The 25653-nt window shown below is 56.8% G+C and carries 21 protein-coding genes and 1 pseudogene; 10 read left to right on the top strand and 12 right to left on the bottom strand.

What is annotated here, in order from left to right; genetic code table 11:
• Positions 1–176: 176 nt before the first annotated feature.
• The 5 genes from ACP7A4_RS10965 to ACP7A4_RS10945 form a co-directional block, all read right to left on the bottom strand.
• On the bottom strand, positions 177–1199 hold the full coding sequence (locus ACP7A4_RS10965; RefSeq protein WP_426246787.1) for a 2-hydroxyacid dehydrogenase: 1023 nt from the start codon (positions 1197–1199) through the stop codon (positions 177–179).
• A 5-nt stretch (positions 1200–1204) separates the two neighbouring features.
• Complete coding sequence (locus ACP7A4_RS10960) at positions 1205–2500, bottom strand: MFS transporter (RefSeq protein ID WP_426246785.1); 1296 nt, start codon at positions 2498–2500, stop codon at positions 1205–1207.
• A gap of 54 nt (positions 2501–2554) precedes the next feature.
• Positions 2555–3517, bottom strand: coding sequence for a sugar kinase (locus ACP7A4_RS10955; protein WP_426246783.1), 963 nt, complete (start codon positions 3515–3517; stop codon positions 2555–2557).
• Positions 3510–4286 carry a sugar phosphate isomerase/epimerase family protein gene (locus tag ACP7A4_RS10950; RefSeq protein ID WP_059761959.1) on the bottom strand — a complete coding sequence of 259 codons (777 nt, stop codon included), beginning with the start codon at positions 4284–4286 and terminating at the stop codon, positions 3510–3512. Before ACP7A4_RS10950 ends, ACP7A4_RS10955 begins: the two co-directional genes overlap by 8 nt.
• A gap of 84 nt (positions 4287–4370) precedes the next feature.
• On the bottom strand, positions 4371–5396 hold the full coding sequence (locus ACP7A4_RS10945) for a LacI family DNA-binding transcriptional regulator (RefSeq protein WP_338101716.1): 1026 nt from the start codon (positions 5394–5396) through the stop codon (positions 4371–4373).
• A 770-nt stretch (positions 5397–6166) separates the two neighbouring features.
• Here ACP7A4_RS10945 and ACP7A4_RS10940 point away from each other — a divergent pair.
• From ACP7A4_RS10940 to ACP7A4_RS10915, 6 genes are all read left to right on the top strand, one after another.
• Positions 6167–7612, top strand: a complete 1446-nt coding sequence (locus tag ACP7A4_RS10940; protein ID WP_426246780.1) for a serralysin family metalloprotease — start codon at positions 6167–6169, stop codon at positions 7610–7612.
• Positions 7613–7745: 133 nt separating this feature from the next.
• Entirely contained in the window at positions 7746–8066 is a 321-nt protein-coding gene (locus tag ACP7A4_RS10935) for an AprI/Inh family metalloprotease inhibitor (RefSeq protein ID WP_426246778.1), read from the top strand.
• Between the two features lie 156 nt (positions 8067–8222).
• A complete protein-coding gene (locus tag ACP7A4_RS10930; protein ID WP_203303447.1) occupies positions 8223–9977 on the top strand; it encodes a type I secretion system permease/ATPase in 1755 nt (584 codons plus the stop codon).
• A gap of 17 nt (positions 9978–9994) precedes the next feature.
• The gene (locus ACP7A4_RS10925) at positions 9995–11305 is read left to right on the top strand and encodes an HlyD family type I secretion periplasmic adaptor subunit (RefSeq protein ID WP_371260615.1); all 1311 of its coding nucleotides are present in this window, start codon (positions 9995–9997) and stop codon (positions 11303–11305) included.
• A 31-nt stretch (positions 11306–11336) separates the two neighbouring features.
• A complete protein-coding gene (locus ACP7A4_RS10920; protein ID WP_059761992.1) occupies positions 11337–12674 on the top strand; it encodes a TolC family outer membrane protein in 1338 nt (445 codons plus the stop codon).
• 25 nt (positions 12675–12699) lie between these two features.
• Positions 12700–14547, top strand: a complete 1848-nt coding sequence (locus ACP7A4_RS10915) for a polyurethane esterase (RefSeq protein WP_426246777.1) — start codon at positions 12700–12702, stop codon at positions 14545–14547.
• A gap of 45 nt (positions 14548–14592) precedes the next feature.
• Here the strand turns inward: ACP7A4_RS10915 and ACP7A4_RS10910 are convergent, their stop codons facing one another.
• Complete coding sequence (locus ACP7A4_RS10910; RefSeq protein WP_426246776.1) at positions 14593–16227, bottom strand: methyl-accepting chemotaxis protein; 1635 nt, start codon at positions 16225–16227, stop codon at positions 14593–14595.
• A gap of 290 nt (positions 16228–16517) precedes the next feature.
• Here ACP7A4_RS10910 and ACP7A4_RS10905 point away from each other — a divergent pair, with 290 nt between their 5' ends.
• Positions 16518–17348, top strand: coding sequence for an undecaprenyl-diphosphate phosphatase (locus ACP7A4_RS10905; protein ID WP_059761952.1), 831 nt, complete (start codon positions 16518–16520; stop codon positions 17346–17348).
• Positions 17345–17782 carry a DUF1294 domain-containing protein gene (locus ACP7A4_RS10900; protein WP_426246773.1) on the top strand — a complete coding sequence of 146 codons (438 nt, stop codon included), beginning with the start codon at positions 17345–17347 and terminating at the stop codon, positions 17780–17782. Before ACP7A4_RS10905 ends, ACP7A4_RS10900 begins: the two co-directional genes overlap by 4 nt.
• A 17-nt stretch (positions 17783–17799) precedes the next feature.
• Here ACP7A4_RS10900 and ACP7A4_RS10895 read toward each other — a convergent pair whose 3' ends face one another.
• Together ACP7A4_RS10895 and ACP7A4_RS10890 are read right to left on the bottom strand one after the other, a co-directional pair.
• Positions 17800–18159 carry an MmcQ/YjbR family DNA-binding protein gene (locus ACP7A4_RS10895; RefSeq protein WP_059761950.1) on the bottom strand — a complete coding sequence of 120 codons (360 nt, stop codon included), beginning with the start codon at positions 18157–18159 and terminating at the stop codon, positions 17800–17802.
• Complete coding sequence (locus ACP7A4_RS10890; RefSeq protein ID WP_426246771.1) at positions 18156–19064, bottom strand: LysR substrate-binding domain-containing protein; 909 nt, start codon at positions 19062–19064, stop codon at positions 18156–18158. Before ACP7A4_RS10890 ends, ACP7A4_RS10895 begins: the two co-directional genes overlap by 4 nt.
• Positions 19065–19192: 128 nt before the next feature.
• Between ACP7A4_RS10890 and ACP7A4_RS10885 the strand changes: the two genes are divergently transcribed.
• Positions 19193–19804: an FMN-dependent NADH-azoreductase gene (locus ACP7A4_RS10885; RefSeq protein WP_426246769.1), complete on the top strand. Its 612-nt coding sequence runs from the start codon at positions 19193–19195 to the stop codon at positions 19802–19804.
• Between the two features lie 172 nt (positions 19805–19976).
• Complete coding sequence (locus tag ACP7A4_RS10880) at positions 19977–21008, top strand: alpha/beta hydrolase family protein (RefSeq protein WP_426246767.1); 1032 nt, start codon at positions 19977–19979, stop codon at positions 21006–21008.
• A gap of 1 nt (position 21009) precedes the next feature.
• Here ACP7A4_RS10880 and ACP7A4_RS10875 read toward each other — a convergent pair whose 3' ends face one another.
• The 4 genes and pseudogenes from ACP7A4_RS10875 to ACP7A4_RS10860 form a co-directional block, all read right to left on the bottom strand.
• Positions 21010–22197: an MFS transporter gene (locus ACP7A4_RS10875; protein ID WP_426246765.1), complete on the bottom strand. Its 1188-nt coding sequence runs from the start codon at positions 22195–22197 to the stop codon at positions 21010–21012.
• 161 nt (positions 22198–22358) lie between these two features.
• Positions 22359–23945, bottom strand: coding sequence for an ABC-F family ATPase (locus ACP7A4_RS10870; RefSeq protein ID WP_082149463.1), 1587 nt, complete (start codon positions 23943–23945; stop codon positions 22359–22361).
• Between the two features lie 47 nt (positions 23946–23992).
• On the bottom strand, positions 23993–25171 hold the full coding sequence (locus tag ACP7A4_RS10865; RefSeq protein ID WP_048365790.1) for a tyrosine-type recombinase/integrase: 1179 nt from the start codon (positions 25169–25171) through the stop codon (positions 23993–23995).
• A gap of 254 nt (positions 25172–25425) precedes the next feature.
• Positions 25426–25653 (bottom strand): annotated as a pseudogene (locus tag ACP7A4_RS10860) (SAM-dependent methyltransferase); the annotation flags it as partial.

Raw genomic sequence — 25653 nt, 5'->3', positions numbered from 1 at the left:
CTGTAGGGTGTTGCGCTCGATGAACAAGAGCGATCTGCTAATGCCGTGAGCAAAAGCAACATCAAAAAAGTGGCGGTTAAAACAGCGTTTTCACCCATGCCGCCTGAGTGACATGGGCGTCAGTGACTTTTGATTGGCCTGGTCTGACTGTCAGTCGAAATGTTTCTCAAAGACCCCTAGGAGATTTCCTTGAGGCCGTGCATTTCAGTTTTTGACTGATGAAACGCGCCCACCAGATTCGGTGGCCGCTCTCCGGCCAGCGCGGCCAACAGGTTGTCCACGGCACAACGGGCCATGGCTTCACGGGTTTCTATCGTGGCCGAGCCGATATGCGGCGTGGCGACCACGTTATCCAGCGTGAGCAAGGGCGAGGCCGTATCGAGAGGTTCGCGTTCGAACACATCCAGACCCGCTGCGCGAATCAGTCCGTTTTGTAAGGCGTGAATCAGCGCGGCCTCGTCGACCACCTTGCCCCGTGAAATATTGATAAAAATGCTTTCGGGGCGCATCAGGGCGAATTGTTCGCGGCCTATCAAACCTTCCGTTTCGGCGGTCAGCGGCAACGTCAGGCAAATAAAGTCAGCCTCTTGCAGCAACTGCTCAAGGCTGCGGTATTGCGCATCAAAGCGCGCTTCAACCGCCGGTTTTGGCGAGTGGCTGTGATAGATGACTGGCATGCCAAAGCCAAAATGGCCGCGTTGGGCCAAGGCTTCGCCGATGCGACCCATGCCGATGATGCCCAGGGTTTTGCCATGCACATCGGTGCCGAAATGCTCGGGGCCGATATTTTTTTGCCATTGGCCATTACGCACACGAATGGCCAGTTCAACCACGCGCCGGGCGCTGGCCAAAATCAGGGCAAAGCCAGTGTCGGCCGTGGTTTCGGTGAGTACGTCGGGTGTGTGGGTGAGCAGGATCTTGCGTGCATTGAGGTACTCGAGGTCATAGTTGTCGATGCCCACGGACACGCTGGCAATGGCCTCAAGTTGGGGGGCAAGGTCCAGCAATTGCGCATCCAGCTTCAGGCTTGCCCCCAGTAAACCGTGTGCCTGGGGCAGGGCGGCGCGCAGTTGCTCCAGGCCCTGTGCGTCAAGGCGCTCAATCAGCGTGACATGCGCGTGCGCGTGCAAGCGCTGCATCAGCGCATCGGACAGTTTTTTGTAGAGCACGACGTGTTTTTTCAAGGCGATCACCAACATTTAATTCAAGAGTGGGCCAGACGCTGGGCGGCGCTGAGTTGTGGCGCAACAGGGTCTTTCGTGGTGGGTTTGAGCATCAGGGTGAGCAGCACCGAAATCAGCAGTGCGCCGCTCATCAGCAGGTACGAAGCGCCGGGCGAGCCGGTTTCGCTATTTAAGTAACCCACCAGGTACGAGCCGGAAAACGACCCCAGCGCCCCCATGCTGTTAATGAGTGCCATCGCGCCGCCGGCCACATTGGAGGGCAGAATTTCCGGAATGATGGCAAAGAAAGGGCCGTAGGGCGCGTACATACAAGCGCCCGCAATTACCAGCAGCGTGTAGGACAACCAAAAATGCTCAGCGCCCAAGGCGTAGGAGCCATAGAAGGCAATGGAGGCAATCAGCAGCGGCGGCCAGACGAAGCGTTTACGCTTTTGCAGTTTGTCTGATCCCCAGGACACCCCCAGCATGGCGATCACCGCCGCCAGATACGGCAAGGCCGAGAGCCAGCCAGCCTCGATCATGTCCATGTGTGCGCCTTGCTTGAGGATCGACGGCAGCCACAGCACAAAGCCATACACGCCAATGCTCCAGCAGAAGAACTGCAACGCCAGCAGGATGACTTTGGGTGAGCGAAAGGCCGCTGCGTAGTTCTTTACGGGCGTCATGCCGACTTGTTCGGCATCCAGCGCGCTTTGCAGGTCTTGCTTCTCTTGCAGGCTGAGCCATTTGGCTTCGCTTGGGCGGTCATCGGCCAGACGCCACCAAATAAATGCCCAGAGCACCGCTGGCAGGCCTTCGACGATAAACATCCAGCGCCAGCTGTAATGCTGCACCAGATAACCTGACACGACCGACATCCAGAGCATCGTCACCGGGTTGCCCAGGATCAGAAAGGTATTGGCCCGTGAGCGTTCGGCGCGGATGAACCAATGGCACAGGTACACCAGCATCGCGGGCATCACGGCCGCTTCGACCACGCCGAGCATGAAGCGTATGGCAATCAGCGTGTAGGCATTGGAGACCACGCCGGTCAGGGTGGCGAGGCCGCCCCAGAGAATCAGACTGACAAAAATCAGCTTCTTGACACTGTTCTTCTGCGCATAGATGGCCCCTGGCACCTGAAAAAAGAAGTAACCAAGGAAGAACAATGCCCCCAGCAAGGACGAAAGCCCCGGCGTAATGTTCAGGTCTTCGGCCATGCCCGAGGCGGCGGCAAACCCATAATTGGCACGGTCCAGATAGGCCAGGCTGTAGGTGATAAACACGATCGGCATGATGTACCACCACCGGCGGGCAGCGAGTTTTAGCGTGTGCATGGCGTTGCTCCTGAGCTTGTTGTTTTTGTCGCAGCAGGTCACGGGTGCAGCAAATTACGCAGTTTCACCAGGCGCACAGTGCGCCATGTGCAGCTTTAAATCGGCGCGCGAGGGCAGCCCCTCCATGTCGCCACGGCTTTGCACGGCACGGCTGCCAATCCAGTTGCCGCGTTGTACCGCCTGGGCAAAACCCTGGTTTTCCAACAGGGCACTGATGACCCCCACGGCGAAACCGTCGCCCGCGCCGACCGTGTCGATCACGTTTTCTACGGGCACTGCCGGTACAAAATCTTCCGCGTCAGCGGTGCGGTAGTAGGCGCCTTTTGGACCCAGTTTGATGATCACGGCTTCGGCCCCTTGGTCCAGATAGAACCTGGCAATGTCACTCGGGTCGTCATAGCCGGTCAGTAACCTGCCTTCGCTCAATCCCGGCAATACCCAGTCCGCTCGGGCGGCGAGGGCGTTGATGTCCCCAATCATCTGCGACTCGCTGGCCCACAGCGAGGGGCGCAGATTGGGATCGAAAGACACGGTGCGCCCGGCAGCACGCATTGCCTGCATCAATTCAAATGACAGCTCGCGGCAGCTGGCAGACAGCGCCGCCACAATGCCGGTGGCATGCAAGTGCCCGGCACTGAGCAGGTGTGGGGTGATGGCGTCGCGGTTCAGGTGACTGGCGGCAGAGCCGCGGCGGAAATATTCCACTTGCGGGTCACTGCCGTCTTCAACACGGGACTTGAATTGAAAGCCCGTGGGATGCAACGGATCGATGTCAACGTGCTGACAGTTCAGGCCTTCAGCTTGGAGGGTCTGGAGCACGAAGCGGCCAAGCGAGTCTGCGCCCACGCGACTCAGCCAGGACACGTTAAAACCCAGCCGTGCCAGGCCTATGGCCACGTTGCTGTCAGCCCCGGCAATGCGTTTATGAAACAACTCGACCTGCGCCAAATCGCCCGTGTGTTCGGCCACCAACATGGCCATGGTTTCACCAAACGACAGAACATCGACCTTAGACATGGCTCAGCTCCTGTTGCCCAAGTACGGCCAGCATGGCGACGTGCTCTTTGGTCAGCCAGTCCAGGTCGTTGCCTTGTAACGGGTATTCCACCGCACGGGTCAGGCCCTGAAGCATGTGAGGCAGTAAGTGTTCCCACATTTGTAAGTCAGTGGCCGTCGGCGGGGTGGCAATCAGTTTGCCATCCGGGCGGCGGGCGACCCCTTTGCAATGCAGGTAGGTGACATGGCGCCCGAGTAAACGTGCGGCCGTGCTGGCAGATTGGTCTTGCCAGGCCCAGTTACCAATGTCAAAGGTCATGCGCACAGGCGCGTCTTGCTGCTCAACGGCATCAAAAAACCGCTGGAGCGGCTCAATGCGACCGCCTTGGGAGGTTTGGTCGTTTTCAACCAGCAATTGCACCGGTTGCTGGCCAAGACACGCCGCAAGATTGGCCACATCGCAATGTTCGGTGAAATAGCCCAACGACACCTTTAGCCATTTGGCGCCAAAGCTGTGGGCACGATGCAAGGTCGCAAGCAACTGAGGGTTGGGCCGAGTTTGACCGGCATCCCACAATTGCATAGGCGAGGAGTACACGCATTCCAGTGCGTATTCATCAATGGCCAGGCTGAATGATGCCGGGTTTTCGTCGGTCAGCAGTTCTTCACGCACTTCAATGCGTTGAGCGCCCGCGTTGGCCAGTAGCGCAATAAAACTCTGTTGGCCACGCTGACGTACCAGATCGGCGCCATAGCTCGACAGGCTGATTGAGACAGGGAATGTGTTCATGGTGCTTACCTCTGAAACCGGTTTCATTTCTTGTTAGATAAAGGCCGGCGCGTGTTCGTATGAAGGGCGTCAGCCGTAAAAACGTCAGGCAGCAGGGGGTTGTGTCGAACCGCGAACGATGAGCTGTGCGGCAAAATCGAGCGCGCGTGGCGCGGATTTGTCTCCGCTCAAGCGTTTAAACAGGCACTCAAAAGCGCTGGCGCCGATCTGTTGGGTCGGCTGGGCGAGGGCGGTAATGCCGCTGCCGACCAACGGGTACCACTCCAGGTCATCCAGAGCGATGACCCCCACCTCCTCAAACAGGTTGCAGTTGAGCGCCCGCAACACTTGTGTGCAGGCGAGTGCGGCCACCCCGTTGGCGCAAAACAGCGCTTTGGGGCCGCAGGCGGGGGTCTTTAAAAAGGTTTGAACACGGCTGAAAAGGGCAGGGCCGGTTTCGATGACGGCGCCACGCAGTGCCGGGTAATGGGCCAGTTGCGCGGTAAAGCTGGCGACGCGCTCAAGGCGAGAACTGGTGCCGTCCACGGGTTCACTGACCATTAACACATCACGAAACCCCTGCTCATGCAGGTGCTGCAAGGCCGTGCGCACAGCACCGGCGTTGTCCAGACCCACCAGGTCGGTGTGCAACTGCTCCACCTTGCGATCAATCAGCACGATGGGCATCTCCTGATGCAGCGCTTGCAACGCGTCAGGATGATGGCCGAGGGTGTTCAGAATCAGCCCTTCGATGTTGTAAGCGCGCAGGGCTGCAAGGTGTTGGCTTTCCTGCTCATCGCTACGGTCGGTGTTACACACCACCAAGTTGTAACCGTGCAGGCGACAGGCCGTCTCGACACCGTGCATCACGGCAATGGAGTACGGGTTACGGATATCCGCCACCAGCATGCCAATCAGCCGGGTACGTCCACGCTTGAGACCACGAGCCATTTGGTTGGGGCGATAGCCCAGCTCGTCGATGGCACGCTCAATCCGTTGCGCAGTGGCGTCAGAGAGCAAGGCGCGGTCTTCGCCGATAAAGCGCGACACGCTGGCTTTGGAAACGCCAGCACGTTGGGCAACATCCAGCATGGTGACGCGTGAGCGTTGGGCGGCAGAAAAACTGTTCACGGCCTGAAACCTTTTATTGGTGTTATCGCAGGCGGTCTCATTCATGACGCTGAAACCGGTTTCAGGGAAACCCAAATCACCCACTATCGTCAAGTGCCGTTTGTAGGACGATTCCCAGGCCTAGCGGTATGAAGTGTCTTGGCTCCGTCAGGTCCTCCTGAGGGTTGAGTGCGTGCTCTGCACTAAAACGGTGAGGGGTATTCACTGGGCGCGGGGGTAAGTGACTAATAACGTGGTCGACCGTGGGTGTTCATTTTTAAATAACTTGATGCGTCTGAAACTTACAAATAAGCGACGTTTTTTATAAGAAAACAAGTTGTTAATTTGCACTCATTTGGAGCGTTGTATGCGGCGCATATCGGGCGCGCGGTAAAGATAAATCGCTATTAAAGACTCATATTTTCAGGCGCTAAAAGTTGAAAGCCGGCCCGGTGGGCAGTACGAACGACACGCCTGAAAGTTTAGGTGGGTGCACTAGACCGTGCAGTCAGCCAGTGAACGGCAAGCCGCTGTTTTAACGTGTATCGTTATTCCTGAAACGAATATAAAGAGACGCTTTGTTGGTCGCAGAAAAACCTTTCAGCAAAACTTCCAATGTTTTCGGTTACTTACCGATTGATCGCATTTTGACGCCAAAAAAGTGCTGGACTAAATATTTAAAAATGTGGCAACTTCGCCCGGCCATTTAACGGCGAGTGATAGGACGATCTCGCCAAGGGATCGTCGTTGTCTGTCAAAACTTTTCTACTGCTAAACAAGGAAATGTTTACATGTCGAAACTTAAAGAGAAAGCAGCACTGTCCGTAAACCAGACCTTTGCTGCCAACGGCACCAGTTCTGCCTTCACTCAAATTGATAATTTCAGCCATTTCTATGATCGAGGTGATCATCTGGTCAATGGCAAGCCTTCGTTCACGGTTGACCAGGTGGCTGACCAACTGACTCGCAGCGGTGCGAGCTGGCACGACCTCAACAACGACGGTGTTATCAACCTGACCTACACGTTCCTCACAGCCCCACCGGTCGGCTATGCCTCCCGTGGTCTGGGCACGTTCAGTCAGTTCTCGGCACTGCAAAAAGAGCAAGCCAAACTGTCGCTGGAGTCATGGGCAGACGTGGCCAAAGTGACCTTCACCGAAGGCCCGGCAGCCCGGGGTGACGATGGTCACATGACATTCGCCAACTTCAGTGCCAGCAATGGCGGCGCAGCCTTTGCCTACTTGCCAAACAGCTCGCGCAAAGGTGAGTCGTGGTACTTGATCAACAAGGACTACCAAGTCAATAAAACTCCGGGCGAAGGCAACTACGGTCGCCAGACCCTGACTCACGAAATCGGCCACACCCTGGGCCTGTCTCACCCCGGCGACTACAACGCCGGCAATGGCAACCCGACCTACCGTGACGCGGTGTATGCCGAAGATACCCGCGCCTACAGTGTCATGAGCTACTGGAGTGAGAAGAACACGGGCCAGGTCTTCACCAAGACCGGTGAAGGTGCGTACGCATCTGCCCCGTTGCTCGATGATATTGCCGCTGTGCAAAAGCTGTATGGCGCCAACCTGGAAACCCGTGCGGATGACACCGTTTACGGTTTCAACTCCACGGCTGACCGTGACTTCTACAGCGCCACCTCATCGACCGACAAGCTGATTTTCTCGGTGTGGGACGGCGGCGGTAATGACACGCTGGACTTCTCGGGCTTCAGCCAAAACCAGAAAATCAACCTCACCGCAGGTTCGTTCTCTGATGTTGGCGGCATGACCGGTAACGTGTCGATCGCCCAAGGCGTGACCATCGAAAATGCCATTGGCGGCTCGGGCAACGACCTGCTGATCGGTAACGATGCTGCCAACGTACTCAAGGGGGGTGCCGGCAACGACATCATTTATGGCGGCGGCGGCGGTGCCGACGAGCTGTGGGGGGGCACCGGTTCTGACACGTTCGTGTTTGGGGCGGTTTCTGACTCCACGCCAAAAGCGGCCGATATCATCAAGGACTTCCAGAGCGGCTTCGACAAAATCGACCTCACGGCGATCACCAAGCTGGGTGGCCTGAACTTTGTTGACGCGTTTACCGGTCATGCCGGTGATGCCATTGTCAGCTACAGCCAGGCTAGCAACGCTGGCTCGCTGCAAGTGGACTTCAGCGGCCATGGTGTCGCTGACTTCCTGGTGACCACTGTGGGTCAAGTGGCAACTTACGACATCGTCGCGTAAAGCTGTCGGTTCATGAGCAGCGCGCAAGCGCTGCTCTCTGGCACAAGGCCGAGGTCGTATGAGCACTGCATCCAGAATTTCGAGGGCAATGGGCTGTGTCGCTGCATTGCTGTTGTTGACCACAGAGAGTGTTATGGCCAGTTCATTGATGTTGTTAAGCCCTGCGCAAGTGGCAGGCAATTGGACGTTTTATCTGCAACAGAATGGAAATGAGACCTGCACGGTAAAACTCAAGCAAGACGGAACGTTCAGTGCGCAGGCTAAGTGCCTCACACCCTGGTTGGGAAGTTCCCCCGCAACGTGGTTCCCCACCCCGGATGGTCTGATGATTATCGGTAAGGACGATTCGAAAACGATGTTTTTAGCGTTAATAGAGGCCGGTCGTTATGAGCGTCTTGAGCAGGACGGTAAGCCCTTGGTCATGAAGCGTGCGCATTTACAAAGTGTGAAGTAAGGGGCGTGGCTTTAAGGTGCATGAGTGAGGGCGGATCAGTTTCGTTCAATAACAGCGGAGCAGTGATGAGCCGATCAACAAGTTGGCAGGTCGAGAGGGCTGCGCGATGCTCCACCCCGTGTCTTGGATAAGTAGTTTATTGATCAAGGAAGATTCATGAAGCGCCTTAAGAGCAGTCCCGTCGCGCCCCTGATACATGCGCTGGCTGACTATAAAAAAATCCTGATCAGTGTCGGCTGTTTTACCGCGCTGATTAACATTCTGATGTTAGTGCCCTCCATTTATATGCTTCAGGTGTATGACCGGGTGCTGTCGTCGCAAAACACCACCACCCTGGCCATGTTGTCGTTGATGGTCGTGGGGTTCTTTATCTTCATTGGCACCCTGGAAACAGTGCGCAGTTTTATCGTTATTCGCATCGGCAGCCAATTGGAGCGCCGCTTTAACCAGCAGGTCTACCGTGCAGCCTTCGAGCGTAACCTGTTCAGCGGCCAGGCCCATGCCGGGCAGGCGTTAGGCGACCTGACGCTGATTCGTCAATTCGTCACCGGCCCGGCCTTGTTCGCGTTTTTTGATGCGCCGTGGTTTCCGGTCTACCTGTTTGTGATCTTCATGTTCAATACCTGGCTAGGGGTCTTTGCCACGGCAGGTGCGGCCCTGCTGATTGTGCTGGCGTGCGTCAATGAGGTCATGACCCGCAAGTCCTTGAGCCAGGCCAGCGTGTATTCACAACAGTCCAGCCAATTGGCCACCAGCCATTTGCAGAACGCCGAGACGATTCAGGCAATGGGCATGTTGGGGGTCTTACGTAAACGCTGGTTTAACGTGCATTCGCGCTTTTTAACCGAGCAAAACAAAGCCAGCGACACCGGCGCGGTGATCGGGTCAGTCAGCAAAACGCTGCGCTTGTGCTTGCAGTCATTGGTGTTGGGGCTTGGTGCCTTACTGGTGATTCAAGGCGAAATGAGCGCGGGCATGATGATTGCCGGTTCCATTCTGATGGGGCGCGTGCTTAGCCCTATCGATCAATTGATTGCCGTGTGGAAGCAGTGGAGTTCCGCCAAGTTGGCGTATCAGCGTCTTGACGGTTTGTTGCGTGAGCACCCCTCGGTTGAAGACAACATGGCCTTACCCGCGCCTAAGGGCCAGCTCAGTTTTGAGCAAGTCAGTGCTGCGCCGCCGGGCATCCCCGTGCCGACCTTGCATCAGGTGAGTTTTAGCCTCAATGCGGGCGAAGTGTTGGGCGTGTTGGGCGCATCAGGTTCGGGCAAGTCTACGCTGGCGCGGGTGTTGGTGGGCGTATGGCCAACCCTGGCGGGCACGGTGCGGCTCGACGGTGCCGACATTCATCAGTGGAACCGCGACCAGTTGGGCCCCTACATTGGCTATTTGCCTCAGGACATCGAACTGTTCAGTGGCTCCATCGCGCAAAACATTGCGCGCTTTCGCGATCCCGACCCCCAGCGCGTGGTGGCCGCCGCTCAGCAAGCCGGTGTTCACGAGATGATTCTGCGCCTGGCGCACGGTTACGACACGGTGCTGGGGGACAACGGCAGCGGTTTGTCGGGCGGGCAAAAACAACGCGTAGCCTTGGCGCGGGCGCTTTATGGCAGCCCGCGTCTGGTGGTGCTGGATGAGCCCAATTCCAATCTGGACGCGGTGGGTGATGCGGCGTTGACCAATGCCATTGCGCAACTCAAGGCGCAGGGCAGCACCGTGGTGCTGGTCACCCATCGGTCCTCATCGTTGGCTCAGGCTGACAAATTGCTGGTGCTTAATGAGGGGCGAACTCAGGTGTTCGGCCCCAGCGCGGAGGTCCTCAAAGCACTGGCCAGTGTCCAGCAACAACATGGCTCGGCAGTCAGTATCAATCGCCCGCATCAGGCACAGACCCAGGGCACAGGCGCATGAGCAAGGACGCTCCTATCATGAATGATCAAAAATTACCCAAGGCTTGTGAGCGAGGCGCCGGATTTTACGTGCGCATGGGCTGGATTCTGACCATTGTCGGCGCAGGCAGTTTCTTCGCATGGGCCAGCCTTGCGCCGCTGGATGAAGGTATTCCGGTTCAAGGCACCGTGGTGGTGTCAGGCAAGCGTAAGGCGGTGCAATCGCTGGGGGCTGGCGTTGTGAGCCAAATCCTGGTGCGTGAAGGGCAGGTGGTGCGCCAGGGCGAGCCGCTGTTTCAACTCGATCAAACCCAGATCGACGCTGATGTTCAATCGTTGCGCGCGCAGTACCGCATGGCGTGGGCCAGCACGGCGCGTTGGCAGAGTGAGCGCGACAACTTGCAGCGTGTGAGTTTTCCGCCCGAGTTGAGCGCTAACCCTGACCCGCGACTGGCATTGGTACTGGAAGGTCAGCAGCAACTGTTCAGCAGCCGTCGCGAGGCGTTTGCCCGCGAGCAATCAGGGCTTAAAGCCAGTATCGAGGGCGCGACCCAACAATTGGCCGGTATGCGCCGAGCGCGCGGCGATTTGGGCGCTCAGGCCGATTCCTTGCGCCAACAGTTGATCAATCTTCGTCCTTTGGCCGAAAACGGCTACATCCCGCGTAACCGGTTGATGGAGTACGAGCGCCAGCTGTCGCAGGTACAGCAGGATGTGGCGCAAAACGCGGGTGAAAGCGGTCGCATTGAGCAAGGGATTCTCGAATCGCGCCTTAAATTGGCGCAGCACGTTGATGAATACCAAAAAGAGGTGCGCAGTCAGTTGGCTGATGCACAACTCAAAAGCCTGACCCTTGAGCAGCAACTGGCCTCCGCCGACTTTGACCTCCAGCACAGTGCGATTAATGCACCGGCCGACGGCATTGCCGTCAATCTGGGTGTGCACACCGAAGGCGCGGTGATTCGGGCCGGTGAAACCCTGCTAGAGATCGTGCCGCAGGGCACACGACTGGAAGTGGAAGGCCGCTTGCCCGTGAACCTCGTGGACAAGGTCGGTAATCAGTTGCCGGTGGACATTCTGTTCACCGCCTTCAACCAAAGCAGCACCCCGCGCGTGTCCGGACACGTCAGTCTGGTGTCTGCCGACCAGTTGCTCGATGAAAAAACCGGCATGCCGTACTACGTGCTGCGCAGTTCGGTGAGTGACCAGGCGCTGGAGAAACTCAATGGCCTGGTGATCAAACCCGGCATGCCAGCTGAGATGTTTGTGCGCACGGGCGAGCGCTCGCTGCTCAACTACCTGTTTAAACCACTGTTGGATCGCGCAGGTTCTGCGTTGACTGAGCGATAGGAAATTGCGACGTATGAAAGCAGCTTCAAAGATGTGCCTGGGGTGGGTGCTATGGGCGGGGATCGCCGTTAGCGCACAGGCGATGGGACCGTTTCAGGTGTACGAACAGGCATTACGCAATGACCCTGAGTTTCTGGGGGCCATCAAGGAGCGCGAGGCAGGCCAGGAAAACCGCATCATCGGCCGTGCTGGCCTGCTGCCCAAGTTGTCGTACAACTACAACAAGGGGCGCAACAACTCCAAAGCCACCTATCTGAATGAAAACGGCAACCGCCACGAAGACCGCAACTACAGCAGCTACGGCTCGACGTTCATGCTGCAACAGCCCTTGATTGACTACGAGGCTTACGCCAATTACCGCAAGGGGGTGGCGCAATCGTTGTTTGCCGATGAGAACTTTCGCAGTAAAAGTCAGGAACTGCTGGTGCGGGTGCTGACGCATTACACGCAGGCATTGTTTGCACAGGATCAGATCGACAACGCACAAGCCAAGAAAAAAGCCTACGAGCAACAATTGCGGCAGAACGAACACCTGTTTCGCCAAGGCGAGGGCACGCGCACGGACATTCTTGAAGCCGAATCGCGCTATGAATTGGCCACCGCCGAGGAAATCCAGGCCCGCGATGAGCAAGACGCGGCGTTGCGCGAACTGGGTGCGCTGATTGGCCAGCCGCTGATCGACATTGATCAACTCACGCCGCTGGCCCATAACTTCGGCACTTTCGCCCTTGAACCTGCCAATTTCTCGACCTGGCACGACCTGGCGCTGGCCAATAACCCGGCATTAGCCTCGCAACGTGAAGCGCTGGAAGTGGCGCGTTATGAAGTCGAGCGCAACCGCGCCGGCCATCTGCCCAAGCTCAACGCTTATGCCAGTGTGCGCAAGATGGAGTCTGAAAGCGGCAACACCTACAACCAGCGTTATGACACCAATACCATTGGTATTGAAATCAACCTGCCGCTGTATGCGGGCGGCGGGGTCTCGGCCTCGGTGCGCCAGGCCAGCAGCAATTTGTCGCAAGTCGAATACGAGCTGGAAGGCAAAACCCGCGAAACGCTGATCGAACTGCGCCGTCAATTCAATGCCTGTCAGTCGGGGGTCAGCAAGCTGCGCGCCTATCAAAAAGCCCTGGTCTCGGCCGAGGCGTTAGTGGTCTCCACCCGGCAAAGCATTTTGGGCGGTGAGCGGGTCAACCTGGATGCACTGAATGCCGAGCAGCAGCTCTACAGCACGCGACGTGATCTGGCGCAAACCCGTTATGACTACTTATTGGCGTGGACCAAGCTGCATTTCTATGCGGGCACCCTGCGCGAACAAGACCTTGCGCGTGTCGATGAGGCGTTTGTCCAGCCGCTGAACGCTCATTAGTTTTTACCCAGAGGAGTGCAACACCATGGCTGTTTTTGACTACAAGGATGTGGGAGCAGAGGCTTCGGCGGCGCTGTTCAACGATGCGTTGGCAATCACGTTGTACAGCTATCACAACCTCGATAACGGCTTTGCAGTCGGTTATCAGAAAAACGGTATGGGCACCGGCTTGCCTGCCACGCTGGTCAAGGCGGTGTTGGGTGGCGTGGACGCGCAAGGGGTGGTGCCTGGTATCCCGTGGAACCCGGATTCCGAAAAGCTGGCGCGTGAAGCGGTCGAGAAAGCCGGGTGGACACCTATCAGCGCTGAGCAATTGGGCTACGCGGGAAAGGTCGACCAGCGCGGGACCTTCTTCGGCGAAAAGAAAGGCTACGACACCGCTCAGGTAGAAATACTGGGCAAATACGCAGCAGATGGGCATTTAACTTCAATCGGCATCGGTTTTCGTGGCACCAGTGGCCCACGAGAATCGTTGATTAGCGATTCTATTGGCGATGCCATCAGCGACCTGCTGGCGGCGATCGGCCCTGCCGATTACGCCAAAAACTACACAGGCAACGCATTTAACGCGTTGCTGGGCAACGTTGCAGCCTTTGCCTCGGCACATGGTTTAAGTGGTAAGGATATTTTAGTCAGCGGCCATAGTCTGGGCGGGTTGGCGGTCAACAGCCTGGCCGACCTGAGTGCTGACCGGTGGTCAGGCTTTTATCAGGACGCGCGCTACGTGGCGTTCGCGTCACCGACCCAAAGTGAAAACACGCACAACGTGTTGAACATAGGTTACGAGAACGACCCGGTGTTTCGAGCGCTCGACGGTTCGGATTTCAGCCTGTCGTCATTGGGCGTTCATGACGCGCATCAGCCGTCGGCGACCAACAACATCGTGAGCTTCAACGACCATTACGCCTCAACCCTGTGGAATGTGATGCCGTTTTCTATCGTCAATGTGTCGACGTGGGTCACGCATTTGCCCAGTGGCTACGAAAGCGGCATGAACCGTATCGTCGATTCGGCGTTCTACGACCTGACGTACAAGGACTCGACCATCGTCGTCGCCAACCTGTCCGATCCGGCCCGGGCAACCACCTGGGTGCAAGACCTCAATCGCAATGCTCAAACGCACACCGGCACCACGTTGATTATTGGCAGCGATGGCAATGACTTGATTCAAGGGGGGCGCGGCAATGATTTCCTTGAAGGGCGAGATGGCAACGACACGTTCCGTGACAGTGGCGGTTACAACATCATTGTGGGGGGCAAAGGCATCAATACGCTGGAGTTGCAAACGTCTTTGAGCAAGGTCGATGTGGTGAATGACGGGCAGGGCACGGTGTATGTGCGCGACGCTCAGGGCGCAATCACATTGACCCACGACATCAGCATGCTGGTGAGCGAGGAACCCAATTGGCTGGGCATCCGCCAGTCGGTCACGCACCGGGTGGCAGACGACGGGTTGTGGACAGGCAACACCCGCAGCGATTACACCCATTCAGTCACTGCCAGCACCGCTGACAGTACGCTCAAGGCCCAGCTCAAGGGTGACTGGCTGATCGGGCAGGGCGGCAATGATCATTTGATCGGCACGCTGGGCCAGCATGTGTTCATTGGTGGGGCGGGGGATGACCTGCTAGAGGCGGCGGGGGGGCATAACACCTTTGTGTTCACCGGTGATTTCGGGCATGACACGCTCAAGGGCTATCAAGGCAACGATACATTGGTGTTTTTGGGCGTGGAGGGCGGTTACAACGCCGATTACCGGGCACATGCCCGTGCATCGGGCGCCGACACCGTACTGAGTTTTGGTGACAGCTCGGTCACGTTGGTGGGCGTGGGCCTGGCCCATCTTGGTGGCGCGGACATTGTGATCGCCTGACCGATCACTACCGCGGCGCAGAGTAGGTCTGCGCCGCGGCGCACGTCAGACCTTGAACTGACGTAACAGATTGTTCAACTGCACACTCAATTCCTTGAGATGAACACTGGCAGCGCTCGATTGCTCGGCCGCCTGTGCCGTGCTTTGCGACAAGCCAGCGGCTTGGGTCACGTTTTGGTTGATGTCTTCGACCACATGCGCCTGTTGCAAGGTGGCACTGGCAATCGAGGCGTTCAGACCATTCAAATTGTTCAAGGCCTGACCAATACTGCTCAGGCTTTGCCCGGCCAACGTCGCTTGCTCGATGGTTGACTGTGATGCGCGGCTGCTGCTGGCGATGACATTGACCGCCGCTTCGGAGTGTTTTTGCAGCCCCTCGATCATGGTCTGAATGTCTGCAGTGGACTTTTGCGTGCGTTGGGCCAGCAACCGGACTTCGTCTGCCACCACGGCAAAACCGCGACCTTGCTCACCGGCACGGGCCGCTTCAATGGCCGCATTGAGTGCCAGCAGGTTGGTTTGCTCGGCGATCGAACGGATCACCTCCAGCACCGTACTGATTTCACTGCTTTGCGAGGCCAGGGTGCGAATCACCTCGACGGCCTGGTTGATCGTGCCCGACAAGTCGCCGATCTGTTGCAGGCTGCTGTCAATGTTGTGCTGGCCTTGTTCGGCCTGCTCCTGAGCACCGCGCATTTCGCTGGCTGCGTGCTCAGCGTTTTTGGCCACATCCTGCACGGCGTAGGTGACTTCGTTGATCGCCGTCGCCACTTGATCCATTTGCAGCGCCTGTTGCTGGCAACGGTGTTGAGCATCAGTGGCATCGTTGCCTAGCTCAGTGGAGGACTGGTCCAGTGCCGTGGCCGTGGATTGCAGGTGACTGACCACATTGCGCAACTTGGCGGCAAACGCGTTGAAATGCTGCGCCAGTTCGGTGACTTCATCCTGCCCGTGGGTGTCCAGGCTGCGGGTCAGATCGCTTTCGCCACTGGCGATGTTGGCCATAGCCTGCACGGCGTCTTGCAGCGGACGCACGATACTGCGCGCAATCACCGTCACCAGTGCGGCCATGATCAGCGCGATGCCAAGCCCGGCCCAGCAGGCTTTCCAGACTTGCCCCCAAAACTCGGCCTGCATGTCATCGATGTACACCCCCGACCCCATGACCCACCCCCACGGCTCGAACAGTTGGACGTAGGAGGTTTTTTGCACCGGGGCGTCAGAGCCGGGTTTTGGCCAGCGGTAATCGACCATGCCCGCGCCTTTGGCTTTGGCCAGCGACGCCATTTCGCTGAATATCGCAAAACCGTCCGGGTCTTTGATTGCCGAAAGGTCTTTGCCATCCAGTTTGGGGTTGGTGGGGTGCATGACCATGTAGGGGCGCAGGTCATTGATCCAGAAGTAGTCATCGTGGTCGTAGCGCAACTGGCTGATCACGCTCAACGCCTGCTGTTGTGCGGCTTCGCGGCTCAAGGAGCCTGCCGTTTCCAGCCCATGGTAGTAATTGAGAATGCCGCTGGCAGTCTGTACGACATGCTGGGTTTTCTGGACTTTGCCCTGATAAAGATCGTCATGGATCTGTTTGAGCATCAACAAACCCAACGCCAGCAGCATGGCCATGGCCACGATCAAAATCAGCCACAAACGACGGCTGATGGACAACCTGCGTAAGGTATTCATAAAACGGTCACTCCTTGTTTTTCTTCTTGTAGTCGACACTGACTAGCATCCAAGCACGCTTGGCGGGTGTGGCCCATGCGACTTGGGTCTAATGTCATAGCAGCGAAAGTCGGATGTGTCTGATAGGATCTCGGCCGAAATCGCAAAACCTGTATGTTTCTTGATTTCTGACACTTTTTTCACATCGCACTGGCGAAAATCCACGGCTGTAACCCACCCCGCGGCAGCGGTTGCAGACACTCACTAATGACTTATCAGCTCGGCATGATGCGGGGCTTTATGGGGGAACAATGGATCTTTGGACTGCCGCACAGGCGTTGATACTCGGCGTAGTAGAAGGCCTGACGGAATTTTTGCCGATTTCCAGTACGGGCCACCAAATCATCGTTGCCGACTTGCTCAACTTTGGCGGTGAGCGGGCGATGGCGTTCAACATCATTATTCAGCTCGGCGCGATTCTGGCCGTGGTCTGGGAGTTTCGGCGCAAGATTCTGGACGTCGTCACCGGCTTGCCCACACAGCCGCAGGCACGTCGTTTTACCGTCAACTTGATAATTGCTGTACTGCCCGCCGTGGTGCTGGGCGTGATTTTCGCCGATACCATTCATGAGTACCTGTTCAACCCGATCACCGTGGCCACAGCCTTGGTCATCGGCGGGGTCATCATGCTATGGGCCGAACGTCGCCAGCATGTGATCCACGCAGAAACCGTGGATGACATGACCTGGAAGGACGCCGTCAAGATCGGTTTCGCCCAATGCCTGGCAATGATCCCCGGCACGTCGCGTTCGGGCTCGACCATCATTGGCGGTTTGTTGTTTGGTTTGTCGCGCAAGGCTGCGACTGAATTTTCGTTTTTTCTGGCGATGCCGACCATGGTCGGTGCAGCGGTGTATTCCGGTTACAAGTACCGACACCTGTTTCAACCGGATGATTTGCCGGTGTTTGCCATTGGCTTTGTGACCTCGTTTATCTTCGCGATGATTGCCGTACGTGCCTTGTTGAAGTTTATTTCCAGTCACAGTTATGCGGCCTTTGCCTGGTATCGCATTGTCTTTGGTCTGCTGATTTTGGCCACCTGGCAGTTTGGCTGGATTGACTGGTCGGCAGCGTCTGCGTGAGAACACCCGTCAAACAGCGTCAGCCCCCTGGGCGCGAGCCGGCGCATTACTCCGGGCCGGTTCGTGGGGTGAAGCTCAAGCTAGTGATTTTTGCCCTGCTGTGCGCGTTGCCGGTGGGTGGCGCGGTGATGCTGCTGGTCACCGGCGTCACCCGCGTGCCGTTATTGGTGTACGTCATCGCCAGCGCGCTGGCATTCGGCTTTTATGGGTATGACAAGCAACAGGCCAGAGCAGGCCGCTGGCGTACGCCGGAGAACGTCCTGCATGGGGTGGAGTTGTTGGGGGGATGGCCTGGAGCGTGTGTGGCGCAACACGTGTTTCGCCACAAAACCCGCAAAGTCTCCTACCAAGTGTGGTTCTGGTTGATCGTCGCGGCGCATCAAGCACTCTGGATTGATGTGCTGTTCTTGAAAATGACGTTTATTGATCTGTAGGGCACTGCGCAAAAACGTCAGAGCAATAAGCCGATCTGACGTTTTTTCGGCAGTTTACCCACCACCAACTGATGAGAACGGCGCAGCAAGTCTTGCAGTTCTGCGGTGGCCATCGGGTAGGGTGTTTTCATGTTGATCCAGTGCGCCCGCGCCAGATACGGCGAGGGATGTATACCGGGTCGGTCGACATAGCCCAGAAACAGGTCTTTTTCGACTTTAAATGACAGCCCGTCCTGATTCAGGTTGAACAGCGCAAACATCTTGCTCTGGTCAACAAAGAACACATGAACACCTCCCCACTTAATGTCTTCTTTGACGCCCGGCAGGCTGCGGCAATACGCAGCGACCTCTTCTTTACTCATCTTGTTAGCGCTCATAGAAGCTTGTCTCCACAGCGTTCAAATGATTCGACCAGATGTTCGATCCAGGCGCGTACTGCGGGCATGACACCGCGCCGATGCGGGTAAACCGCGTGCAGCCAGCCACCCGGCAGTGACCATTTGGGCAGCAATTGCACCAGTTGGCCTGTGTGCAATTCCTGCTCGCAATACATCATGGGCAGCACGGTGAAACCCATCCCTGACAGGGTGCAGGCTTTGCGCACAATAAAGTCATCAATGCCTAACCGCGCTTGCAGCACCAGGTCGCAAGGCTTGCCCTGTTGATCCAGCATGCGCAGGTGAACCATGCGATCAGCCTCCAGGGCACCTAAAACCGGGACCTGCTTCAGGTCATTCGGGGTACTGATGGGCCATTCACGGGCAAACTCGGGGCTTGCCACCATGACGGTCTGCGCCTGACGCAGGCGCCGCGTGACCAACAATGGGTCTTCGTCCCCCAGCTCGCGCACACGCATCGCTACGTCAATGCCCTCGGTGATCAGGTCAACCCGACGATTGAGCAGGATCATTTCCAGCTGTACCTGAGGGTAGGCGCGCAAAAACGCGCTAATGACCTCGGGCATGAATTCATGCGCCAGTCCCACCGGGCATGACACCCGCAACGGCCCGCGCGGTTCGCTGGACATGCTGGCGACGGCCTCGTCAGCCATCTCGGCTTCAAGCAGCATCGCCTGACAGTGGCGCAGGTAACGTTCACCCACGGCTGTAAGTTTGAGTTGGCGGGTGGTGCGCTGTAACAGACGCGCGCCCAAGCGTTCCTCAAGCTCGGCGACCCGGCGCGACAAGCGTGACTTGGGGATACCCAGTAGCCGGCCCGCAGCGGCAAACCCGCCGGCTTCGACCACCTTGGCAAAGTAATAGAGATCGTTAAGATCCTGCATGAGTTTTCTCATCGTCCTACAAGTGGGACGAACTATCACACAATGGACGACTTATCGTCGATTGCTTTCATCGGTAGTATCACTGCCACTTGATCGCCCGGCGGCGATCCTCATTTGTGGAGATCACCATGAAACTGTTGCATATCGATTCGAGCATTTTGGGCGACAACTCAGCGTCGCGTCAGTTGAGCCGTGAAGTGGTTGGCGCCTGGAAAGCCGCCGATCCGAGCATTGAAGTCAGCTACCGCGATCTGGCGGCTGAAGCGATTGAACACTTTTCGTCCGCTACGCTGGTGGCCGCCGCCACCCCGGCTGAACTGCGCGATGCAGCACAGAAGCATGAAGCACAATTGAGCGCAGATACCTTGGCGCAGTTCTTGGCTGCCGATGCGGTCGTGATTGGCGCACCGATGTACAACTTCACCATCCCGACCCAGCTCAAAGCGTGGATTGATCGTATTGCCGTGGCAGGTCAGACCTTCCGTTACGCCGACGCCGGGCCTGAAGGGCTTTGCGCTAACAAAAAGGTCATCGTGGTCTCCACCTCAGGCGGCCTGCACGTGGGCCAGCCTACCGGTTCGGCACATGACGACTATTTGAAAGTGATGTTGGGCTTTCTGGGCATCACTGATATCGAGTTTGTTCGCGCTCACGGTCTGGCTTACGGCGACGATGTTCGCAGCAAAGCCATGAATGATGCACACGCGCACATTAGCGAAGGCTTGTTCAGCGTCGCGTAAGCTTTGCAGGCACGCCGTACACACTAAACTCTGTATTCTGGCCATCTATACATGGCCAAGGTACGGAGTTTTTTGCTTCTGGCCTGAAAGATGCTGGCGTGGGTTATGCCCAGACCAAACACTACGTTTTGGCATCAACTCTCACGCTAAGCCTTCACCAAGGTGAGCCTCCATGATGCGTCTGTGTGCGGTTATGGTTTTTTTATTGTCGAGCTGCCCTTTAATCGTGCGAGCTGAACCGCTCTTGCAGTGGAGTGTGGGTTTTCATCGCCTGAGTTTTCAGGACCCGCTGGATCATCAGCCGATGCACGCGCTTGCCTTTTACCCCTCTACGGCGAAAGAGGGCAGTAGCCGAATAGGCAGCTATCAAGTGGATGCCACTGAAAACGCCAAAATTGCCAGCGGGCATTACCCGTTGTTGATGCTGTCCCATGGCAATACCGGAACACCTCTGGCCCTGCATGACTTGGCCACAGCGCTGGCGCGTAAAGGTTTTGTCGTGGTTGCCGTGCTCCACCCCGGCGATAACTATAAAGATCACAGTCGGCTTGGCACCTTGAGCAACTTGTATGGGCGGCCCATGCAGATATCCGCGGCGATCAGCGCGACCTTGCATGACCGCCATTTATCACCCCACGTACTGGGTGATGAAGTGGGCGTCATGGGCTACTCGGCCGGAGGAGAAACCGCGCTGATCCTCGCGGGCGCGCAACCTGATCTGGAGCGTTTACGCCGTTACTGCCAGGAGCGGCCGAACGACCGTGACGCTTGCACCACACAGGGCGAGTTGATCGCCGATCGTGACGACCTTGTCCCCAGCGCAGACCCGCGGGTGCATGCATTGCTGCTGCTGGCACCCTTGAGTCTGATGTTCGGACGCCAAACGCTGGCAGATGTCCATGTGCCAGTCCTGCTTTACAGTGGCGATGACGATACGTTGGTGTTCCCGGACAAAAACGCCGATGCGCTCGCACGCAAGTTGCCGGTGGCACCCGAATTCAAAGTGATTGCGGGCGCAGGTCACTTTGTATTCATGGCGCCGTGTACAGACGAGCAAATGGCGATAATGCCCGGTTTGTGCACCGACGCAGACGGTGTTGATCGCGAGGATATACACCGCGACCTGATTGAGGAGGCGGGGCGATTTTTCCGCCAGTCCTTGCAAAGTCCTTCGCCAACAGCCCTGCGCACTGCAGATCAATGACTCAACAGCGCGTGCGCTTTGATAATCCAAGGGTCAACAAGAGTCCCAACACACATAAAACCGCAGCGCAGAAAAAGATCCACGGGTAACCCATGTTCAAGGCAATGGCCCCCATCACCGGCCCCGCGATGGCTAATGCCAGATCGAAAAATACAGCGTAAGCACCCAGCCCGGCGCCCCGGCTGGCGGTGGGCACTTGCTTGACGGCCTCAACCCCCAAGGCCGGATACACCAGTGACAAACCAAACCCGGTCAGCCCGGCACCCGCCAGGGCATATGTGATGGAAGGGGCTTGCCACAACAGGCCGAGTCCCAGGGTTTCTATGGCCATGCATGCAATGGCCACGGTATAGCCACCCAGGCGATTAATGCTGTTGATAAATATCAGCCGCGCCAGGATAAAACACAGACCAAACATACTCAGGCAATACGCGGCGCCTGGCCAGCCACGGTCCAGGTAATACAGGGTGATGAACGTGGTCAGGGTCCCGTAGCCAATCGAGGCCAACATCAGGCTCAGCCCGTGGGGCGCGATCAAGCCGAAAACTGACCAAAAGGGCAGGCGTTTGCCGGGTATGACAGGCGCGGCAACCCGCTTTCGAATTAACCCTAGAGCGCTTAAGGCCAAGGCCAACAGGCCGATGCCCACACTGAAAAAACCCCATTGGTCAACCATCAGCACACCCACGGGGGCGCCAACCGCAATTGCTCCGTATGACGCAATGCCATTCCAGGCGATGGCCCGAGCGGTATGCTCAGAGCCGACTTGGGCGATGCCCCAGCTTATTGTCCCCACGCCGATCAAGCCTTGTGCCACGCCCAGAAAAACCCGCCCCATGAGCAAGATGCTCAGGCTAAGCAGTGGCCATTGCTCCAGCAACACGCCAATGGCGGTCAGCACACCGCTGATGGCGATGCCGCTCAAGCCATAAACAATGGCGGGTTTAGTGCCCAGGCTGTCCACCAGACGGCCAGCAAAGGGGCGGCTGAGCAAGGTGGCGAGGTATTGCGAGGCAATGGCTAAACCTGCGACTACAGCGCTGAAACCAAGCTGATCGTGAACATAGCCGGGCAGAACCGCGATGGGCAAACCAATGCAAAGGAAGGCGATGAAGGTATAAAAAACGATGGACAAAATTTGTAGAGTGACTGACCCGCAAGGTGTGGGCGAGGGGTGTTGCACAGGCATGGCGGGCGTTCCGGCTAACAATCTTCGATGGCGCGCATGATGGCGTGCGCGGGCGATAAAAGAAAGCAGGCTAACTATTTGCTACGAACGTCAGCTCACAAAAAAACCGTCACGAGGACGGTTTTTTTGATGATGCTATTAAGGTCGCAGGGTGCCTTGAATCAGAACACGACGCCTTGGCTACGCAGGTAGTCATCGTACGTGCCGCTGAAGTCGATCACGCCGCTTGGGCTCAACTCAATGATGCGAGTGGCCAACGAGGACACAAATTCACGGTCGTGGCTGACGAAAACCAGCGTACCCGGGTAGTTTTCCAGCGCCAGGTTCAGCGCTTCGATGGATTCCATGTCCAAGTGGTTGGTCGGTTCGTCCATGATCAACACGTTGGCTTTTTGCAGGATCAGCTTGCCGAACAGCATGCGACCTTGCTCACCACCGGAAATCACTTTTACCGACTTGAGAATGTCATCGTTGGAGAACAGCATGCGGCCCAAAGTGCCGCGTACCATTTGCTCGCCTTGAGTCCACTGACCCATCCAGTCGAACAGGGTCATGTCGTCTTCGAAGTCATGTGCATGGTCTTGGGCGTAGTAACCCAGCTCAGCGGCTTCGGTCCACTTCACAGTACCGGCATCCGGAGTCAGTTCGTTGACCAGGGTGCGCAACAAGGTGGTTTTGCCGATACCGTTCGGGCCAATGATCGCTACGCGCTCGCCAGCTTCAACGGTGAAACTGAAGTCCTTGAACAGCGTCTTGCCATCAAAGCCTTTGGCCATCTGCTCGACAATTACAGCCTGACGGTGCAGCTTTTTGTTTTGCTCGAAACGAATGAACGGGCTGACACGGCTCGAAGGTTTGACTTCGGCCAGAGTGATCTTGTCGATCGCCTTGGCGCGGGAGCTGGCCTGCTTGGATTTCGAGGCGTTAGCCGAGAAGCGGCTGACGAACGCTTGCAGCTCGTTGATCTGAGCCTTTTTCTTGGCGTTTTCTGACAGCAGTTGCTCGCGCGATTGGGTGGCGACCGTCATGTACTCGTCATAGTTGCCCGGGAACAGACGCAGTTCGCCGTAGTCCAGGTCAGCCATGTGGGTGCAGACACTGTTCAGGAAGTGTCTATCGTGAGAAATGATGATCATCAGGCTGTTACGCTGCGTCAGAATGTTTTCCAGCCAGCGGATAGTGTTGATATCCAAGTGGTTGGTCGGTTCGTCGAGCAGCAATACTTCAGGATCGGAGAACAGCGCCTGAGCCAGCAGAACACGCAACTTCCAGCCTGGCGAGACTTCGCTCATCGGGCCATTGTGCTGTTCGATACCGATACCCAGACCTAGCAGCAACTCACCGGCGCGCGATTCAGCGGTGTAACCGTCCATTTCGGCGAACTCGGTTTCGAGTTCAGCGACGGCCATACCGTCGTCTTCCGTCATTTCGGGCAGTGAATAGATACGATCGCGCTCGGCCTTGACCTTCCACAGCTCTTCGTGACCCATGATCACGGTGTCGAGCACGGTGAATTCTTCGTAGGCGAACTGATCCTGGCGCAACTTACCCAGACGCACGTTCGGCTCCAGCATGACCTGGCCGCCAGACGGCTCAAGATCATCGCCGAGGATCTTCATGAAAGTGGACTTGCCGCACCCGTTGGCACCGATCAAGCCATAGCGGTTGCCCGCGCCAAACTTGACTGAAACGTTCTCAAAAAGCGGCTTAGCGCCGAATTGCATCGTGATGTTAGCTGTAGAAATCAAAGGGTTATCCTGCGGGGGTTACAGAGTTGCGAGAGGTGCGCCAGTACCTATTTAGTACCCATTTCCGACATTCCGAGCTTGGAAATTTCATTCCAGTCTGAAGCAGAACTGATCCATCTGGCATAGGTGGACAGCAGCATTTGCACGCTATGCCCAAGTTGATTTGCGATGAAAGCAGGATTCATTCCCGTCATCAGGCATAGGGTCGCGTATGTATGGCGGCAATTGTACTGGGGTCGCTCGCGTAACGATAGGGCGATAAGCGCCTGCTTGAAGTGCTTGTGCAGAACGCTGGTCTCGTTGACGAACTCATTTCCCTTGCTGGGAGGGAAAACGTATGGGGAGTGAGCGTGCTGCATTTCACGCGTGGCGCGGTGTTCAGCGTTGGCTTTTGCTTCGGCCAGGGCCTTCATGGCTCGCTCGTTTAGAAGCACCACCCGGACTTTTTTGTTTTTCACACGCTCGCGAATCTGACGATCGGCGACGATCCGGCAAATTCGGGCAGTACGCTTATCTTCGTCTATCTCGTCCCAGCGTAAGGCCATGATTTCGCACGGACGCATCCCGGTGAACATGGCGAACTCGAAATAAGCTGCGTAAATGCGCGTAAAAGGCGATGCCTCTTTGTAGAGATGAGCAATGATCAGCTCCACTTCTGATTGTTCGAAAGGGTCTACGTCCTTATTGAGTCTCTTAGGCAGCTCAATCGACGCCAGCGGATTGCGTTCGATCATGCCATCAAGCACCGCTGTATTCAGAATGGCGCCGAGCCTGTTCATGGCTGAGCGTTTTACCGAAGGCGTGGACCACTTTATCTTCACAATCAGTTTGCGAAGCTCTGCCGATGTTATTTGGTCCACTGGCCGCCTGGCCAAGTGGGGCATCCAGTACAGGTTAAGGCTGCTGAGATAGTTTTTACGCGTTCCTTTGGCGATCTCGCGACTGTCCAGCCAGTCTTGCGCGTACTCAAACAGCGTAGGGCTGGTCGACCGTGAAACTTGTATGGAAGAAGGGAATAACTCGCAATAGCGTTGTTCATCCATAATCCCGAGCTTAATCAAGCTGACTACTTGAGCACGTAAAGCTGTGGCTGACTTGATCCCTTTGGCCGTCTGGGGATAGGGAGTCGTTTCGCAATATCGCCGCCCATTCCAATAGAAGCGGACCCGGATTGAACTGTTAGCGAATTCAACCCCTGCGGGCAGTCCCATAGACTTTCCAGCCATGCTTCATATCTCCTGACACTGTAAAAGATCCGATTGTTAATTTTGTTCCAGACGCCATTAGGGATAACGCCCCGCGCGCGTTTGCTTTCAAGTGCTCGCGCCGTGGTGCCCAGGATTTCAGCCATTTTGGCTTCGGGCACTTTGTCGAAAGGATGTATTTCGGGAAGCTCTTCTGCGGCTTGCATAGGGATACCTCGCCACGCCAGTTAAGGCTGGATAGTTTTTGGAGTAAGGGTTGGGCTTGGAACTGAGGGTTAGCGCTTCATAAACGTCATCCAGTGCGTGTTCACACGCTTGCCGGACTTATGGCCAAACAGAGGCTGCTGATCAGTTAGGGCCAGTATTTCGCTGACCTTTACCTGTGTTTCGTTCCACTTGAAGATCAATACTCCGTCAGTGGCCAACACGCGAAAGCACTCCGCAAAGCCCTTGGCCAAGTCATCGCGCCAGTCATCTGTTAGCAGCCCGTACTTGGCCCGTAG

This window comes from Pseudomonas sp. TWR3-1-1 (genome assembly GCF_049896545.1).
GTDB lineage: Bacteria > Pseudomonadota > Gammaproteobacteria > Pseudomonadales > Pseudomonadaceae > Aquipseudomonas > Aquipseudomonas weihenstephanensis.
This window is presented reverse-complemented; position numbering and strand designations above follow the sequence as displayed.